At 73.1% G+C, this 17,364-nt stretch carries 15 protein-coding genes; 3 read left to right on the plus strand and 12 right to left on the minus strand.

Annotated features, from left to right (window positions below; genetic code table 11):
* Positions 1-35 precede the first annotated feature (35 nt).
* A complete protein-coding gene (locus tag P696_RS0120485) occupies positions 36-1,307 on the plus strand; it encodes an 8-amino-7-oxononanoate synthase (RefSeq protein WP_084337872.1) in 1,272 nt (423 codons plus the stop codon).
* Positions 1,308-1,344: 37 nt separating this feature from the next.
* Entirely contained in the window at positions 1,345-2,142 is a 798-nt protein-coding gene (locus tag P696_RS0120490; protein WP_084337874.1) for a GntR family transcriptional regulator, read from the plus strand.
* Between the two features lie 56 nt (positions 2,143-2,198).
* On the opposite strand, the gene bioB is transcribed toward P696_RS0120490, so the two are convergent.
* Positions 2,199-3,194: a biotin synthase BioB gene (bioB, locus tag P696_RS0120495; protein ID WP_026413792.1), complete on the minus strand. Its 996-nt coding sequence runs from the start codon at positions 3,192-3,194 to the stop codon at positions 2,199-2,201.
* Positions 3,191-3,922: a dethiobiotin synthase gene (bioD, locus tag P696_RS0120500; RefSeq protein WP_034486030.1), complete on the minus strand. Its 732-nt coding sequence runs from the start codon at positions 3,920-3,922 to the stop codon at positions 3,191-3,193. The genes bioB and bioD overlap by 4 nt, the downstream gene beginning before the upstream one ends.
* Positions 3,923-4,131: 209 nt before the next feature.
* Here bioD and P696_RS0120505 point away from each other — a divergent pair, with 209 nt between their 5' ends.
* A complete protein-coding gene (locus P696_RS0120505) occupies positions 4,132-4,902 on the plus strand; it encodes a hypothetical protein (protein WP_157429818.1) in 771 nt (256 codons plus the stop codon).
* A 77-nt stretch (positions 4,903-4,979) separates the two neighbouring features.
* Here P696_RS0120505 and P696_RS0120510 read toward each other — a convergent pair whose 3' ends face one another.
* The 10 genes from P696_RS0120510 to rsrA form a co-directional block, all read right to left on the minus strand.
* Entirely contained in the window at positions 4,980-7,556 is a 2,577-nt protein-coding gene (locus P696_RS0120510) for a glycosyl hydrolase family 18 protein (protein WP_026413795.1), read from the minus strand.
* A gap of 10 nt (positions 7,557-7,566) precedes the next feature.
* On the minus strand, positions 7,567-8,154 hold the full coding sequence (locus P696_RS0120515) for a DUF305 domain-containing protein (protein WP_245627746.1): 588 nt from the start codon (positions 8,152-8,154) through the stop codon (positions 7,567-7,569).
* Positions 8,151-9,026: a lytic polysaccharide monooxygenase auxiliary activity family 9 protein gene (locus P696_RS46940; protein WP_211245814.1), complete on the minus strand. Its 876-nt coding sequence runs from the start codon at positions 9,024-9,026 to the stop codon at positions 8,151-8,153. The genes P696_RS0120515 and P696_RS46940 overlap by 4 nt, the downstream gene beginning before the upstream one ends.
* Positions 9,027-9,061: 35 nt before the next feature.
* On the minus strand, positions 9,062-10,627 hold the full coding sequence (locus P696_RS58815) for a chitinase (protein ID WP_026413797.1): 1,566 nt from the start codon (positions 10,625-10,627) through the stop codon (positions 9,062-9,064).
* Positions 10,628-10,956: 329 nt separating this feature from the next.
* Positions 10,957-11,145 carry a biotin synthase auxiliary protein BsaP gene (gene bsaP / locus P696_RS0120530; RefSeq protein ID WP_034486033.1) on the minus strand — a complete coding sequence of 63 codons (189 nt, stop codon included), beginning with the start codon at positions 11,143-11,145 and terminating at the stop codon, positions 10,957-10,959.
* A gap of 32 nt (positions 11,146-11,177) precedes the next feature.
* A complete protein-coding gene (locus P696_RS0120535; RefSeq protein WP_026413799.1) occupies positions 11,178-12,524 on the minus strand; it encodes an acetyl-CoA carboxylase biotin carboxylase subunit in 1,347 nt (448 codons plus the stop codon).
* A gap of 167 nt (positions 12,525-12,691) precedes the next feature.
* Entirely contained in the window at positions 12,692-14,062 is a 1,371-nt protein-coding gene (locus P696_RS0120540; RefSeq protein ID WP_034486154.1) for an HD-GYP domain-containing protein, read from the minus strand.
* Positions 14,059-15,483 carry an HD-GYP domain-containing protein gene (locus P696_RS46945; protein WP_084337878.1) on the minus strand — a complete coding sequence of 475 codons (1,425 nt, stop codon included), beginning with the start codon at positions 15,481-15,483 and terminating at the stop codon, positions 14,059-14,061. Before P696_RS46945 ends, P696_RS0120540 begins: the two co-directional genes overlap by 4 nt.
* A 571-nt stretch (positions 15,484-16,054) precedes the next feature.
* Positions 16,055-16,966 carry an NAD-dependent epimerase/dehydratase family protein gene (locus tag P696_RS0120550; protein WP_026413801.1) on the minus strand — a complete coding sequence of 304 codons (912 nt, stop codon included), beginning with the start codon at positions 16,964-16,966 and terminating at the stop codon, positions 16,055-16,057.
* Positions 16,967-17,047: 81 nt separating this feature from the next.
* The gene (gene rsrA, locus P696_RS0120555; protein ID WP_026413802.1) at positions 17,048-17,335 is read right to left on the minus strand and encodes a mycothiol system anti-sigma-R factor; all 288 of its coding nucleotides are present in this window, start codon (positions 17,333-17,335) and stop codon (positions 17,048-17,050) included.
* Positions 17,336-17,364 lie beyond the last annotated feature (29 nt).

Consider the following 17,364-nt stretch of genomic DNA (forward strand, 5'->3'; position numbering starts at 1 on the left):
TCCGGACTCGCCGCTGACCTGGCAGGATGCCCGACATGACCGGGGGCACCATCGAACAGGCGACCGCGACCGACCCACTCGCGCGACAGCGTGCTGACGCGCGACCGGACCGGCCACGCGCGAACGCACTGGACCGGCCGCGCGCCGACCCGCTGGACCGGCTGCGCGCGGACGCGCGGGCGCGGGACGCGGCCGGGCTGCGCCGCGACCTGTCCCCCCGGGACGGTGATCACGACGGGCTGATCGACCTGGCGTCCAACGACTACCTGGGCCTGTGCCGCGACCCGCGGCTCGTGGCGGGCGCGGTCGCGGCCGTCCGGGAGTACGGGACGGGCGCGACCGGATCGCGCCTGGTCACCGGCACCACCGAACTGCACGCCGAGCTGGACCGCCGCCTCGCCGCCTTCACCGGGACGGCCGCCGGGCTGGTGTTCTCGTCCGGCTACCTGGCCAACCTCGGCGCGGTCGCGACGCTCGGCGGACGCGACGTCCTGGTGATCTCCGACCGGACCAACCACGCCTCGATCGTCGACGCCTGCCGGCTCTCCCGATCACGGGTCGCCATCGTCCCCCACCGGGACGTGGCGGCCGTCGAGCGGGCGCTCGCCGAACGTGACGAACCGCATGCGCTGGTCGTCACCGACGCGGTCTTCTCCGTGGACGGCGACGTCGCGCCGCTCGCCGGGCTGCACCGGGCCGTCCGGGCGCACGGCGCGCTGCTGGTGATCGACGAGGCGCACGCGCTCGGCGTGGTCGGCGACGGCGGACGCGGCGCCGCGCACGCCGCCGGGATCGCCGGGGAGCCCGACGTCGTCCTCACCCTCACGCTGTCGAAGTCGCTGGCGTCCCAGGGCGGCGCGGTCCTCGGGGCGCCCGAGGTGATCGGCACGCTCGTGGACGCCGGGCGCGCGTTCATCTTCGACACCGGCCTCACCCCGGCCGCCGCGGGCGCCGCGCTCGCCGCGCTGGACGTCCTCGCCGCCGAGCCCGGCCTGCCCGGACGGGCCCGCGACCGCGCCCGCCGCATCGCGGCCCTCGCCGTGGGCCTCGGCCTGGAGACGACCCCGGATCCGGCGGCGGCCGTCGTCCCGGTCGTCCTCGGGGCGCCCGAGGACGCCTTGCACGCCCGGGACCTGTGCCGCAAGAACGGACTCAAGGTCGGCTGCTTCCGGCCACCGTCGGTGCCGGACGGCCGGTCCTGCCTGCGGCTGACCGCCCGCGCCACCCTGGACGAGGCGGAACTCACCGTCCTCGGGACCGCCCTGGAGATGATCGCGCGCTCAACCGGCCGTAGTCTGCACACGTAACATCGGGGACAACCGGTGATGAACGTGAGGAGAGGCCGTGACGGAGGTCAGGGGCACGCCGTCCCGCCACGCCGGCGGGTACGAGCGGACGCCGTTGAGCGACATCGGCCGTCACCATTCGGCCTCCGCGCCGCGCATCCCGAAGTACTACAAGCTGAAGGAACTGCTCGTCGAGCTGATCCTCTCGCTCCCGCCCGGCAGCCCGCTCCCGCCTGAGCGGACGCTCGCCGAGAAGTACGAGACGTCCCGCACGACGGTCCGGCAGGCGCTCGCCGAGCTGGTCGTCGAGGGGCGGCTGCAGCGCATCCAGGGCAAGGGCACCTTCGTCGCCAAGCCGAAGGTCTCCCAGGAGCTCCAGCTCGTCAGTTACACCGAGGACATGCGCCATCACGGTCTGCACCCGGAGACCCGCATCCTGGACGCCGGGTACGTGAGCGCGGACGAGCGGCTCGCGGCCCTGCTGGCGATCCGTCCGGGCGGGCGCGTCCTGCGCATCCACCGGCTCCGGCTGGCGGACGGCGAGCCGATGTCGATCGACACCTCCCACCTGCCCGCCCGCCGCTTCCCCGGCCTGCGCCGCGAGTTCGCCCGGCACCGGTCGCTGTACGAGACGCTGGCCACGGCCTACGACGTCCACCTGGCCGAGGCCGAGGAGACGATCGAGACCGTCCTCGCGACGCCGCACGACGCGCAGCTCCTCGGCGTGGACGTGGGCCTGCCGATGCTGCTGCTGTCCCGGCACGCCTTCGACACCACCGGCCAGCCCGTCGAGTGGGCCCAGTCCCTCTACCGCGGCGACCGGTACAAGTTCATCACCCGGCTCAAGCGCGACTAGCCGCGCGCCCGCCAGGCCGCCCGGCGGCCTGGCGGCCTGGCGGGCCCGGCGGCCCGTCAGAGGGTCTTCGAGAGGGCCTTGATCGGCATCTGGAGCTCGGTGAGCAGCTCCAGGTCCCGCTCGGCCGGACGGCCGAGGGTGGTGAGGTAGTTGCCGACGATGATCGCGTTGACGCCGCCGAGCATGCCGTCGCGGGTGCCGAGGTCGCCGAGGGTGACCTCGCGTCCGCCCGCGTAGCGCAGGATCGTCCGGGGCAGCGCGAGCCGGAACGCCGCGATCGTCCTCAGCGCCTCGACGCCCTCGACGACCGGGTACCCGGCGAACGGCGTGCCCGGACGCGGCGCGAGGAAGTTCAGCGGCACCTCGTCGGGCTCGAGGTCGGCGAGCTGGGCGGCGAACTCCGCCCGCTGCTCGACGGTCTCGCCCATCCCGACGATGCCGCCGCAGCAGACCTCCATGCCCGCGTCCTTCACCATGCGCAGGGTGTCCCGGCGCTCCTCCCAGGTGTGGGTGGTGACGACGTTCCCGAAGTGGGAGCGGGCGGTCTCCAGGTTGTGGTTGTAGCGGTGCACGCCCATCGCGGCCAGCTCGTCCACCTGCTCCTGGGTGAGCATGCCGAGCGAGCACGCGATGTTGATCTCGACGGCGTCGTTGATCGCCTTCACGCCGTCGCGGACCTGGGACATCAGCCGCTCGTCCGGGCCGCGGACGGCCGCGACGATGCAGAACTCGGTCGCGCCCGTCCTCGCCGTCTCCTTCGCCGCCTCGACCAGCTCGGGGATGTTCAGCCAGACCGACCGGACGGGGCTGGTGAACTGCCCGGACTGCGAGCAGAAGTGGCAGTCCTCCGGGCAGCCGCCGGTCTTCAGCGACACGATGCCCTCGACCTCGACCTCCGGTCCGCACCAGCGCATCCGGACCTCGTGCGCGAGGGCCAGGGCGTCCTGGACGCGGTCGTCCGGCAGGGTCAGCACCTGGAGGGTCTGGGCCTCGTCCAGGCCGCGCCCCTCCTCCAGGACCTGGCGCCGGGCGATGTCGAGGATGTCGGTCACGGGTTCTCCTTGGTGGGGGCGTGGGCCGCGCGGAACGCGGCGGCGTCGAACGATCCGCCGAGCGCCGGAGCGAGCCCCCGGTGCGCGGCGACCAGGAACTCGGCGGGGTCGAGGGCGCCCGCGCCGGACGGCAGCGCCCCGGTGAGCGGGCGCGCGGCGAGCGTCTCCAGGTCGTGCAGGTTGCTGCGCATCGCCAGGTCCGGGTCGTCCGGCCAGGAGCCGATCACGACGCCCGCCAGGTTCAGGCCCCGGTGGGCCATGGCCTCCAGGGTGAGGGCGGTGTGGTTGAGGGTGCCGAGGTCCGGCCGGACGACCAGCAGGACGGACGCGCCGAGCCAGCGGGCCAGGTCGGCGATCGTGTTCCCCTCGTCGTCGTAGCGGACGAGCAGCCCGCCCGCGCCCTCCACCAGCACCAGGTCGCGGTCGGCGGCGAGGGCGGTGACCCGGCCGACGGCCGACGGCAGGTCCACGGGGTCGACCCCGGCGCGACGGGCGGCGGCGGCCGGGGACAGGGGGTCGGCGAACCGGGCGTACTCGTGCAGGTCGTCCAGGCCCGCGAGCCGGCCGATCTCGGCCAGGTCGCCGTCCTCGCCGGGCAGGACGCCGGTCTGCCCCGGCTTGACCACGGCGACCGACGCGCCGCGCGCGGCGGCGAGCGACGCCACCGCCGCGGTCGCCACCGTCTTCCCGACTCCGGTGCAGGTCCCGGTCACCACGATCACGCTCACGCCCGTGACACTAGCGTGGCGTCCTCGGGAGATCGCTCGGGGAATCCCACAGAGTCCGGACGCCGGGTTTGTATCCGACCTGCGGAGACGCCGCCCGGACCCCCCTTTCGCGGGACGTCCGGAACAGGGCGGAACCGGGGCGGGCGGCGGTGCGTCCAACCCGCATGGCGGTTCCCTCCGTACGACCGGCGGGCATGATGGCCCGAGGCGTGGCAGCGGTGCTGGTGGGCGTTTCCCTGCTCACCGGCTGCGGATCGAAGGCGGACGGCGTGGACGATCTCCCCTCGGCCACCGCCCTCCCGCCGGGGCAGGGCGGCGACCAGCTGGTGCTGCGCTGGAGGATGACGGGCGGCATGGCCGGCCTGGGCGGCCCCTGGACGGTCCCCGACCTCTCCCTCTACGCGGACGGCACGGCGATCGTCCCCGGCAAGCCGGGGAGGACGTCCAGGCTCCAGCGGTACCACCTGAAGCGGGCGGTGGCGCAGAGGTTCTTCGACGAAGCGAGGAAGGCCGGTCTCCAGCGGTCCAGGAAGGTCGACACGAAGACCCAGGTCGCGGACGCGATGGTCCTGGTCATCTGGATGGGCTCGGCGAAGACGGAGATCGTCATGCCGCAGGAGCAGCACATCGCGGCCACCGCGCTGTGGAAGAAGCTCCAACCCGACCAGTGGTCCACCGGCGACCAGCAGTCCCCGCCGGACGTCTACCGCCCGGACCGGCTCGCGGTCAGCGCGCTCGACACCGGCGAGCACCCGGCGCCGCCCGGTGCGATCCCGTGGCCCCTGTCGCCGCTCGGCAAGGGGCGGCAGCTCGCCCGTGGCGGGCTGTGCACGATCTACACCGGCGGGGACGCGGCGCGCCTCCGCGAGCTGGCCTCGAAGGCCGACCTCGGCGCGCGGTTCAGCAGCGGCGGGAAGGTCTACATGGTCCGGGTCCGTCCGCTGCTGCCGGACGAGAAGTCCTGCGACGCGCTCGTCTGAGCCGTCCTCCGGCCTGACCACGGGAATGGGCCCGCCCGGCCGTGGGGACGTGACGGCCGGGCGGGAACTCCGTTCTCCTACTTCTTGGCGGCGGTCTGGTTCAGGCCGGTGTCGAGCGCGGTGGTCAGGGTGCCGGTGTCACCGGACATCTCCCAGATCATCGCGCCGAGCAGGCCCTTGCTCTTCAGCCACGCGGTCTTCTTGCCGATCGACCACGGGTCGTCGAACGACCACCACTGGCCTCCGGCGCCGGTGTAGCAGGACGTCGCCACGGCCTGTTCGTCGTGGTAGACGGTGCAGTTAGGAACGCTGGAGATGAGGTTGCTGTAGCCACGCGTCCCGGCCTCTTCCTGGAACTGTCCGGGCGCGGCCCCCTGCGCGGCCTGCCATTCGCCGTGGACGCCGCCGTCGGTGACTCCTTGCCAGCCGCGTCCGTAGTAGGCGAGCCCGATGTCGAGCTTGCGCGGGTTCACGCCCGCGGTGAGGTAGGCGTTGACGGCGTTCTCCACGCTGAAGTGGAACGGGTACGGGTCGTTGGTGTCGGTGTAGAGGTTGCCCGCGTGCCCGGTCCGGTTCGGCTCCCAGGAGTTGTCGCTGCCCGCGCCGTGGAAGTCGTAGCCCTGGACGTTGAAGATGTCGAGCGACCTGGCGGTGGCGGGCAGGTCCCAGCCCGCGCCGATCTTCGCGGGGTCGGCGGGCGAGAACGCGGTGAGCAGGTAGCGCTTGCCGTTCTGCTGCCCGAGGGCGTCCAGCTGGGCGCGGAACTCGTTGAGCAGCAGGGTCAGGTTGGCCTTGTCGTTCGCGCCGACGTGGTTGCCGGGGTGTCCCTCGGCGCCGGGCCACTCCCAGTCGACGTCGATGCCGTCGAAGATCCCGGCGGCGGTTCCCGCGCCGCCCGCGCCGTTGTAGGACGGCAGGTTGCCCTTGATGTAGGTGTCGACGCAGGACGAGACGAACTTCTTGCGGGACGTGTCGGTCGCGGCCACGTCCGAGAAGTACTTGGAGTACGTCCAGCCGCCGAGCGACATCAGGATCTTCAGGTTCGGGTGCTTGGCCTTGAGCTTCCTCAGCTGGTTGAAGTTGCCGCGCAGCGGCTCGTAGCCGGTGTCGGCCTGGCCGTCGACGGACTGCGCCGCCGACATCGGCCGCGCGTAGTCGGCGTCCGCGTCGCCCGCGCCGTCCCCCTGGTTCGGGTCCTCGGGGTCGGACGAGGTGCCCTTGGTGACGCCCTCCAGGCAGGTCAGGTTGGTCGGGTCGATGTTGCCGAACGCGTAGTTGACGTGCGTGAGCTTGGCCGCGTTGCCGGTCGAGTCGAGGTTCTTCACGAAGTACTGGCGTCCGTAGATGCCCCACTGCACGAAGTAGCCGACACGGGCGTACCCGCTGACCACGTCATCCGTGGTGACCTGGAGCGGCGCGCTCTGCGCGGACACGTTGTCGTACTGGTCGCGGGCGAGCACGGTGAACGAGTACGCCGTGGACGGCGAGAGGCCGGTGACGGTCGCGCTCGTCCCGGTGACGGTCGTGGCGGCCTTGCCGTTCACGAGGACGTCGTAGTTCGCGACGCCGCTGTTGTCGGTCGACGCGTCCCAGGCGAGCTTGACGCTGCTGGAGTCCTTCCCGGTGCTGTGCAGGTCCCCGGGGACGGACGGCGGGGTCGTGTCGTCCGAGGGGTTGTTGGTGGTGACGGACACGGCCGCGCCGGCCGGGGACGCGTTGCCCTTGCGGTCCTTGGCCTTCACCGTGAACGAGTAGGCGGTGTTCGGGGTCAGTCCGTTGATCGTCGCCGTCGTCCCGGACACGGTCGCGGCGACCGTGGAGCCGTTGTAGACGTCGTAGGCGGCGACCGGGAGGCTTCCGGCCTTCGCCGCGTCCCAGCCGAGCGTGACGGACCTGGTCGTCTTCACGACGACCTTCAGCCCGGTCGGCGCGGACGGCGCGGTGTCCGGAGTGCCGTCACAGTTGGCGTCGTTGACCCGGCAGGACGTCGGTTCCGCGCCGGACGAGCTGAGCGTGAACGTCGGGCTGTACGGATCGGTCGTCCGCCCGGCCGCGATCGTCGTGTTGTAGTACGCGGGAGTCAGCGTGACGGTGGTGCCGGTCTGGCTGATCGAGCCGTTGTTCGCGTTGCCCGCCGTGACGCCGGACGGGAGCGTGAAGACGACCGTCCAGCCGTTCACGGCGGTCGTGCCGTGGTTCGCGATGACGAACGTGCCGGTCGAGCCGCTGACGGTGTAGTCGGCGGTGACCCCGGTCAGGGTCGGTGGCGGCGCGCCCGAGCCGTCGCAGTTCGCGCCGTTGAGCAGGCACGACGTCGGCTGGACGGCCTGGCTGAGGGTGAACGCCGGGCTGTACGGCTCGGTGGTCTTCCCGCCCTGGAGGGTGTCGATGTAGAACGCGGGCTTCAGCGTGACCTTCGTGCCGTTCTGGGTGATCGTCGCGTTCTGCGGGTTGGACGCGGTCACGCCGGACGGCAGCTGGAACACCAGCGTCCAGCCGGACACGGCGGTCGTCCCGGGATTGGACACGACGTACTTCCCGGTCGTCCCGGACAGGCTGAACGCTGCGGTCAGGCGTCCGTCCGCGGCGCGCGCCGGAGCGGCGAGCGCGGCGAGGAGGACGAGGGGAACGAGGGCGGCGAGCAGTCGGCGCATGGGCCGTCACCTACTTCGGAGGGTCGAGGAGCGCCAGCATCATGGCGATCTCCGCCGAACGTGAGCGGTCGATGGTCGCGGCGAGCGAACGCGCCCAGGCGTTCTCGCCGCGCGCGGTCTCCATCCGGGCGATCTGGACGGCGTCGTCCTGATGGGCGATGAGCAGGTTGAGGAAGGCGCGCTCGAAACCGTCCGCCGGGCCGCGCTCGACGGACCGGACGGCGGCGGGCGAGGTCGCGGGCATCCCGCCGTGCGCGGCGTGCGAGCCGGGCGCGGCGGTCGCCGGACGGCGCCAGTCGCGCAGCCGCGCCGACATCGCCCGGACCTCGGTGAGCTGCGTGCCGGCGATCGCGGCGGCGAGCCGCGCGACCTCGGGACGCACCGGGCGGCCCGGCGAGCCGTCCGCGAGCCGGGCCAGGGTCACGCCCTGCCCCTCGTGCGGGGCCATCATCTGCAGGAACATCACGTCGGTGGGGTTGAAGCCGGGGCCGCCGCGCGGCGCCGCGGGCGACGTGGAGCCACCGGCCGGCCCACATCGTCCGAGCAGGAGCAGCGCGCACGCGGCGGCCACGGCGAGGACGGCCCACCGCACGGTCACGCGGAACGCCACAGCGCCGGGGCGTTCGGCGGTTCCCAGCCCGCTATCGCGGTATGGCCCTGAAGGCAGGTGTAGGTGACGCCGTCGTAGGTGACCTGGTCACCGGCCGCGTAGGTCTTCCCGGCCGTCCAGGTGTCACCGGGCTGCTGCGTCGGAGGCGGTGTCGTGGGCGGAGGGGTGGTCGGAGGCGTCGTGGGCGGAGGGGTGGTCGGGGGCGGGGTCGGCGTGGTGCCGCCGCCGAAGTCCACGTCCGAGCAGGTGTAGAACGCCTCGTCGCTGCCGACGACCCGCTGCCAGATCGAGTAGATCAGGTGGCGGCCGGTGCGCTGCGGCAGGTTCAGCGTCCATCGGGTGTACGTGGACGGGTTCTGGTGGGTGAACGAGGCGAGCGGGACGAGGTCGGCCCAGCGGAGCGGCTGCGTCGGGTCCCAGCCGTCCCGGGTGATGGAGAAGTCGAAGTTGCTGTCCTGGTGCGGGGCGGTGGCGTAGTAGGTGACGGTCAGCGGCCCGGGCCGGACGGCCCTGGCGGGCCAGTCGGCGCGCTGGAGGTCCAGGCCCCGGTACTTGGCGCGGCCCGCGCTGCACAGCTGACCGTCCGGGATGATCTCCCGGGACCGTCCGCCCGCGTCCAGGCGGGACACCTCGTTCCAGTCGTAGAACGGCTGGGTGCCCGCGACCGCGACGGCGGCCTTGCAGGCGTCGGACGTCGGGTTCTCCGGTCCCTCCTGCTTGCAGGCGAACACCCGGCTCGGCGGGTCGGACATCGTGCCGTGCGCGGACGCGGTCCCGGCGGAACCGGCCAGCACGGCGGCCAGGGACGCCGCGGGGACGGCGGCGACCGCGAGGGCGACCTTCGCGTGGGCAGATCGCATGGTCATCCTTCTCTCGGGGTGGGGGGAGACGGGGACTACGGAAGGGTGTCGAGGTGCGGCCGGACGGTCTTCGCGAAGCCGTTGCCGTTCGTGACGTCCCAGTTGATGGACCAGGTCATCGCGCCGCGGATGTCCGGATAGGTCTGCGCGGGCCTGAACGAGCCGCAGCCCGTCCCGCGCGCGAGGCAGTCCAGCGCGCTGTTCACCAGGCTCGGCGAGACGACGCCGCCGCCCGCCGCGCCCGGCCCGGCGGGCAGGCCCAGCGCGACCTGGTCGGGCCGCAGCCCGTTCTGCAGCTGGACGCAGGCGAGCGCGGTCATGAAGTCGACCGAGCCCTGCCCGTACACCTTCTGGTCGCAGCCGAGCATGGAGCCGGAGTTGTAGTACTGGGTGTGGACGACGGTGAGGATGTCCTTGATCTTCAGCGCGAGCTGGAAGTAGGACGCGCCGGTCGACTGCATGTCGAGGGTCTGCGGCGCCATCGTGATGATCAGGTTCGCGCCGACCTGGGAGCGCAGCGCGCGCAGCGCCTGCTCCATGTACGCCGGGTTGACGCCGTTCTCCAGGTCGATGTCGACGCCGTCGAACCCGTACGCGCTGATGATCCTTCCCATGCTGGAGGCGAAGGTCGTGGCGGACGTCGCGTCCCCGACCTGGACGGTCCCGTTCTGGCCGCCGACCGACAGGATCACCTTCTTGCCCTTGGCGTGCAGCGTGGCGATGTCGGCCTTGAACTGCGCGTCCGTGTAACCGCCGAGCGCCGAGGACAGGCCCGGGTCGAGGTTGAAGGCGACCTCGCCGGGCTTGCCGGTCGCGTCCCCGAACGCGACGGCGACCAGGTCGTACTCACCCGGGACGTCCGCGAGCCTGAGCGGCTTGGCGGAGTTGACGAAGTCCTGCCAGTAGCCGGTGAGGAAGTGCTTGGGCAGCGGCCCCGTCGCGCATCCGGTGGTGGTCCCGGTGACGGCGGCGCTCGCCGCGGACTCGCCCTTCGCGTCGTACGCCTTGACCGTGTAGGTGTGCGTCGAGCAGGCGGTGAGGCCGGACAGCGTCGCGGTCGTCCCGGAGGCGGTCGCCGCGACCGTGGAGCCCTCGTAGACGCGGTAGCCGGTGGGGGTGCCGGTCCCGGCCGTCCAGGTCAGGGTGAGGGACGTGTCGGTGCGCCCGCTGACGGACGGCGTGCCGGGCGTGCCGAGCCCGCCGGGCGGGTTCGTCCCGCCGGAGCAGGACGCGCCGTTCAGCGTGCAGTTCGCGGGCGCGCCGGAGCCCGCGCCGAGGAACCCGAACGTGACCGTCCCGCCGGGCGGGATGGACGCGTTGTACTCGCGGTTCGCGAAGGTGTGGTGGGGCGGGGCCGAGGTGAGCAGGGCGTCCCAGTACGACCCGACGGTCGTGCCCGAGGGCAGGTCGAACGCGACCTTCCAGCCGCTGACGGTCTGGGACGAGCCGTTCGTGAGGGTGAACTGCCCCTGCCACCCCGAGCCCCAGTCGGAGACCTTCGTGAACGTGGCGGTGGGGGTCCCGTCGGCCCGAGCGGGCGCGGGGACGGCGGCGAGCGGGACGAGCAGGGCGGCGAGCAGGGCCGTGAGCACGGCGATCACGGCGGGAACGCGCGGAGGTGGGCTGGTTCGAGAGCGCAACGCGACTCCTGAGGCACGGTGACGACGGACGGACGTGAACCCCGATCCCCGAGACCCCGATGAACGCTGCAGCTGATCAGTTAGGAAAGTTTCTTTTCAATTAAGCGGCACCGTAACCAGCCGCCCGCCGCCCGGCAAGTCCCGCGCCGCGCCGCCGCCGGGCCACCGCTCGACCACCCCAGATGGCGCACCGAACCAGCTCGGCGGCCTCCGGAACTTTGGCATCTTCCGCCAACGCGAACGCCGCCGCCTTGGCATGTTCACGCAAGACGACGGCGAGGCGGTCCCGGTCAGGACGAGGTCGTGCCGTGCTCCACGCAGCGGGCCGTCCAGCCGAGCGGCGTCACCTGGACGACCATCCGGCGGCGGCAGTGCCCGCAGTAGCGCGGCGGCTCCAGGGCCCGGGCCGCCTGGCACGCGGCGTGGTCGCCGGCGCGGAGTTCCTCCCCGCACCGGTCGCAGTAGACATCGCTGGTCACAGCACGCACCGTACCGTCCCCCACCCTGATCCTCAGTTCGAGGCCGGACGCATGCGCCCGACGATTCCCGTGTCGTACCGGCCGGAGACGAACTCCGGGTTGTCCAGAAGCTCGGCCAGGAACGGCAGGTTCGTTGTCAGCGTCCCCTCGATGCGGAACGCCGCGACCGCCGCGCGCGCCCGCGCGAGCGCCGCGTCCCGGGTGTCACCGTGGACGATGAGCTTGGCGAGCAGCGGGTCGTAGTACGGCGTGACGCTGTTGCCCTCGGCGTACCCGGCGTCGATCCGGATGCCCGGCCCGACCGGCTCCTCCCAGACCCGGATCCGCCCCGGACGCGGCGCGAACCGGAACGGGTCCTCGGCGTACACGCGCAGCTCGATCGCATGGCCCCGGGACCGGACGCCCGCGAACGACACCCGCTCCCCCGCCGCGACCCGCAGCTGCTGCTCGACCAGGTCCAGGCCGGTCAGCATCTCGGTCACCGGATGCTCGACCTGCAGCCGCGCGTTCATCTCCACGAAGTAGAACTCGCCGGTCACCGGGTCGATGAGGAACTCGACCGTCCCGGCGCCGCGGTAGCCGACCGCCTCGCCCGCCCGGACCGCCGCCCGGTGCAGCCGCGCACGCAGCGCCTCCGGCAGGCCCGGCGCCGGACCCTCCTCGACGATCTTCTGGTGCCTGCGCTGCACCGAGCACTCCCGGTCGCCGAGCGCAACGACCGAACCGTCCGGACGGCCGATGACCTGCACCTCGACATGCCGCGCGCCGCGCACGAACCGCTCCAGCAACACGTCCGCGCTGGCGAAGAACATCTCCGCGCGAGACCGCGCCGCCGGGTACACCGCGCGCAGCCGCGCCTCGTCGTGCGCGACGCCCATCCCGATGCCGCCGCCCCCGGACGCCGCCTTCACCATGACCGGGTAGCCGATGCGGGCGGCCTCCTCCAGCGCGGTCTCGGTGTCCGGGACGGGCTCCCACACGCCGGGCGCGACCGGGACCCCGGCCTCCTTCATCAGGTTCCGCGCGTTGATCTTGTCTCCGAGCCGCGCGATCGTCAGCGGCTGCGGGCCCACCCAGGCCATCCCCGCCGCGTGCACGGCGCGCGCGAACCCGGCGTCCTCCGCCAGGAACCCGTATCCCGGGTGGACGGCGCGCGCGTTGTGCCGCCGGGCCGCCTCCAGCACCGAGCGCGCGTGCAGATAGCTCTGCGCGGGAGCGGACGGGCCGATCAGCACCGCCTCGTCCGCCTCGTGCACGAACGGCAGGTCGGCGTCGGCGTCGGAGTGGACGGCGACCGCCTTGAGCCCGAGACCGCGCACCGTGCGCGTGATACGGCTGGCTATCTCGCCGCGGTTGGCCACCAGGACCGATTCGAACACCTGCGGACACATCCTTCTTCTGTCGGTTCCGGGCCGCAGCACCCAACCTAACGGCGACACGCCCGCGGGTCCGAACCGTCCGGCCACAAATACCGGGCGCTAGGTCTGTCCGTGCGCCACGTTGGCCTCCCGTTCACCTGCCCTTGTTCAACCGGGCGAACCAGGGGCTAGGTGCGGGGACGCCGGTCCACGACCCGGCTGAGCGCCTCGACCACCGACGGGTCGTACTCGGCGGCCGAGTCGAGCCGCAGGCGCTCCAGCACCGCCGCGCCCCGGTCCCGGTCGTTGGAGTCCCCGACGAGGTCGTCGTAGGCGTTGGCGACCTTGATGATGCGGCTGGCGAGCGGCGGCCCCGGCGGCAGCTGGCGGTCGGTCTCGACCCGCCCGTCCGACGGCGGCGCGGCGGGGGCGCGGTAGGGCGCCGACGACAGCCGGACGATCCGCGCCACGCCGTCCAGCACCCCGGTCTGCTCGATCACGCCCGCGCCGAGCTCGGCGATGCGCAGCTGCTGTCCCGGCGCGGCCAGGACGGTCGCGCCGCCCGGGATCGGGTCGCCGAGCGACAGCTGCCCGATGTCGTGCATCAGCGCCGCGTACTCCAGCTCCAGCAGCTCGGCCTCGGACATGCCGAGCTCGCGGCCCATCGCGACGGCCAGCCGCGCCACCCGGCGCGAGTGGTCGCGCTCCACGTACCCGCCGACCTCGGTGACCCGCGACAGCGCCCGGACGGTCTGCAGATACGTCGCGCGGATCCCCGCGTACCGGCGGAACGCGACCTGCGTGACCAGGATCGGCGCGGTGAACACCGCCAGCGCCACCGGCCCCAGCGCGGTCGTCGCGACCGCGATCAGCATCGCCGTCGCGGCGGTCGCCGCGCACAGCCCGGCCTTCGCGGTGAACTCGTCCCGGATCGCGATCCCGAACCGGGCCCGGACCGCCTCGGCGCGGATCAGCGCGGCCAGCCCGAGGTCCACCGCGCAGGCCAGGACGGCCGCGACCACCATCACGACGAGCAGCACCCGCCAGCCGAGGTGCAGGCCGAGCAGCGGCCGGAAGCACAGCGCCACCGCCCCGACCGAGATCAGCCGCCGCGCCACCGCGTCCGGACGGGGCGGACGCCCCACCGCCAGGTGCGGCAGCGACCCGAGCAGCGCCGCGACCGCCGTCACCGCGACCACCTGGAACGCCGAGTGCGTCGCCGGGACCCCGCCGAACGGCGCGTCCTTCGGAGCGCCCCGCGGTCCGACCCCGGCGAGCAGCGCGTACCCGATCGCCCCGGCCGTCGCGATCGGCGCGACCTCCCGGTTCCCGGGCATGAGCATGCGGAACAGCTCGCCGAGCGCGATCAGCACGCCGAACACCACCGCGACGTTCGGCTGCCGCAGCCCGGACGCCGCGACCTGCGTCACCGCGCCGATCACCAGCAGCACCGCCGCCGCGACCAGCAGCAACTGCCCCGGATCCACGGCCTGCCAGCCCGAACGCGCCGGCCGCGAGGCGGGCGCGCGCCGCGCCGCTCCCCGCGAGGTCGCGCTCACCGCCGCCACGCCCCGTCCCCGGCCGCGGGCCGCCCGGCGTCGTTCCCTCCGGGCTCCGGACACGACGCGTCCTTCCCCGGGGCGGGCTCGTCGCCCTCGACCCGGATGGGGGCGCTCGGGTCGTCATGGTCCTGCTGCGTGGTCTCGACGACGTCGTCGTCGGGCGGCGGCTCGGACGCCGGCGGCTCCCAGCCGTCCCGGTCGAGCGCGCGCAGGAACGCCTCGACCATGGCCGGGTCGAAGTGGTCGTCCATGCCGCGGCGCAGCTCGGCGACGGCCTCCTCGATGCTGCGCGCCGCCCGGTACGAGCGGGTGGAGGTCATGGAGTCGAAGGCGTCCGCCACCGAGATCACCCGCGCGAACTCGGGGATCTCGTCCCCGGCCAGGCCCATCGGGTAGCCGCGCCCGTTCATCTTCTCGTGGTGGTGCATGATCCCGGCGAGCGCCTCGTCCAGGAACCCGATCTCCCGGACGATCTCCAGCCCGCGCATCGGGTGCAGCTGCACGGCCGCGAACTCCTCCTCGGAGAGCTTGCCGGACTTGCGCAGCACCTTGGTCGGGACGCCGAGCTTGCCGACGTCGTGCAGCATCCCGGCGTACCGGATCGCCTCCACGCGGTCCGGCCGCATCCCGATCTCCTGCGCGATCATCACCGACCCGCGCGACACCCGCTCGGAGTGGCCGCGGGTGTAGTAGTCCTTGGTCTCGACGGCCTGGCAGAGCGCCGCCAGAGTCGCCGCGTGCGCCTTGCGCTGGTCGTGCGCCTGCTCGAACGCCCACCGGGCGATGAACAGCGGCAGCAGCACCAGCACGGCGGCGAACGGCCCGACGCGCGGCCACAGACCGGCGATGAGCAGCCCGAACATGCCGTAGCCGAGGAACCCGACCACGACCGTCCCGGACTCGCGCACCAGCTCGCGCGGCGCGGCCTGCCGGGACAGCACGAGGATGCCGGCGGTCAGCGCCATGTTGACGAACACGAACGTGACGAGCGCGCCGAGGAACGGGCCGATGACGTGCTCGGCCCACTGGGCCTGCTGCGGCTCGAAGCGGTGCCCGCCGAGGACGGTGAAGACCGTCCCGGCGGTGAACCCGCTCAGCACGAACTGCGCGCCGTTGAACAACCGCTTGACCGGCGCGAAGAAGCGCTGCCCGGTGATCAGGGCGCAGCCGCCGAGCAGCGCCGCGCCGGCGGCGCCCACCAGGACGACCGAGGCCAGGCTCGCGGCGAAGCTGAGCGAGACCCTGGCTCTGGCGACGTTCAGCCGCGCGGGCGCGGAGTCGCAGACCAGGAACAGCAGGGCCAGCACGGCCAGCGTTCGCCAGTCCACCTCCGCGTAGGACGCCGTCCCGATGAGTCCGACCGCGAGGGCCACCACACCGCAGACGTACGCCCAGGCAGCCAGAGGTAGTCCACGCAATGCCGCCCCCTCCGGGAGTCGACGTTCCCGTCCCCCCGGCGGGGACGGAGGCCCGTTGAGGGGAACGTCCCCCTCGACGGCGGGCGGGCGGACGCCGCCCTGCCCGGGAGCGCGAGGCCGCGTCCCGGGACCCGTGGCATCTTAGGCCCGGGCGGGCGGCCCGGGCGGTCAGGTCCGGGCGGCTAGGCCCAGGACACGCCCTTGCGCACAGTCAGCGACGACACCTCGGCGTGCCCGACGGGACCGTCACCGGTCCTCTGCGGAGTTGCACACATCGGCTTTCAGCCTCCCCCCGTGATCCGGGATCCACCCGGGCCGCGGTCGCGGCCCGGATCCGCCCGGGTGAGCCCGTTTCCGGCCCTTCCCAGGGCGGGAACGTGCTCCCGTCGCTGTTTCCGGGCACAAGCCTAACGCGGGAGACCCAGGTCACACAGGCATGCCGGGAATCGTGAGCAAAGCGTGAACTATCTACCACGCAGCGTCGCCGAACGGCCCCGAACACTCACCCCCAGTACACGCACAACCCACCTGCACGTGCACCTTTCAGGGCGGGGTCATGAACCCCTGTGGATCAGGTCGACCGGGCCCACGCGACGGTCTCCGCAAGGCCCTCCGCGAGGGACGTGCGGGGGCGCCAGCCGAGGGCCTCAGCGGTCCGGGACGCGTCGACCGCCATGGCCGGGAGGTCGCCCAGGCGCGGCGGCGCGAAGGCGGGCTCGTCGGGGGCGTCCGCCGCCCGCGCCACGAGGGTGTGCAGCTCGCGGTCGGTGGTCTGGAGCCCGGTGCCGACGTTCAGCCGCATCCCGGACGCGTCGTGCCCGGCGGCGCGGGCGAAGGCGTCCACGACGTCCAGGACGTAGACGTAGTCGCGGGTCTGACCGCCGTCGCCGAACACCCTGGTCGGCTTCCCGGCCAGCAGCGCGTCGGTGAAGATCGAGACGACCCCGGCCTCGCCCTCGGGCGTCTGCCGCGGGCCGTAGACGTTCGCCAGCGTCAGGATCGTGTGGTCGAGGCCGTGCAGGGCGGTGTACATGCCCGCGTAGACCTCGCCCGCCACCTTGGACGCGGCGTACGGCGAGGCGGGGCGCAGCGGGGCGTCCGGCGGGACGGGGATCGCGTCCGGAACGCCGTAGACGGCGCAGCTGGAGGTGAAGACGATCTTGCGGGCGCCGGCGAGCCGGGCGGCCTCCAGCACGTTGGTGGTGCCGAGCACGTTCGTCCGGGCGTCCGCCTGCGGGTCGCCGACGCTCACCCGGACGCTGACCTGGGCGGCGAGGTGACAGACGACCTCGGGCCCGAAGGCCGCGACCCGCGCCGCGAGGGCGGGGTCGGCGACGTCGGCCCGCCACAGCTCGATCGCGTCGTTGCGGTGGTGTCCGGTGGACAGATCGTCCACCCCGGCGACCTCGTGGCCGTCGGCCAGCAGCCGATCGACCAGGTGGGACCCGATGAACCCGGCCGCGCCGGTGACCAGAACGCGCATCCCAGCACCCTACTGGGCCGCCCGGGTGCCCACCGGACAGCCGTCAGGCGGCCCGCCGGGCGGTGGTCAGGTGGGCGGTGGTCAGGCGGGCGCGCTGCCGTCGGTCTGCTTGAGCTCGACGCAGATCTGCTCGATGCGGCCGAGGACCTTGGCGCGCAGGTCGTCGGGTGCGGCCTCGCACTCGCAACCCTTCTTCACCAGGCGTTTCACGGCCTCCTCGAGGCCGAACTCGCGCAGGCAGGGCCCGCACTCGTCCAGGTGCTCGCGCACCTCGCCGCAGCCGCCTTCGTCCAGCTCCCCGTCCAGGTAGGTGTAGACCCGGGCGAGGACCTCACTGCACGAGGTCTCGTGGTGGTCGCCGCAGCTCATCGCTCATTCACCTTCCAGGGGCGGACACC

The organism is Actinomadura oligospora ATCC 43269, assembly GCF_000518265.1.
Taxonomy (GTDB): Bacteria; Actinomycetota; Actinomycetes; order Streptosporangiales; family Streptosporangiaceae; genus Spirillospora; species Spirillospora oligospora.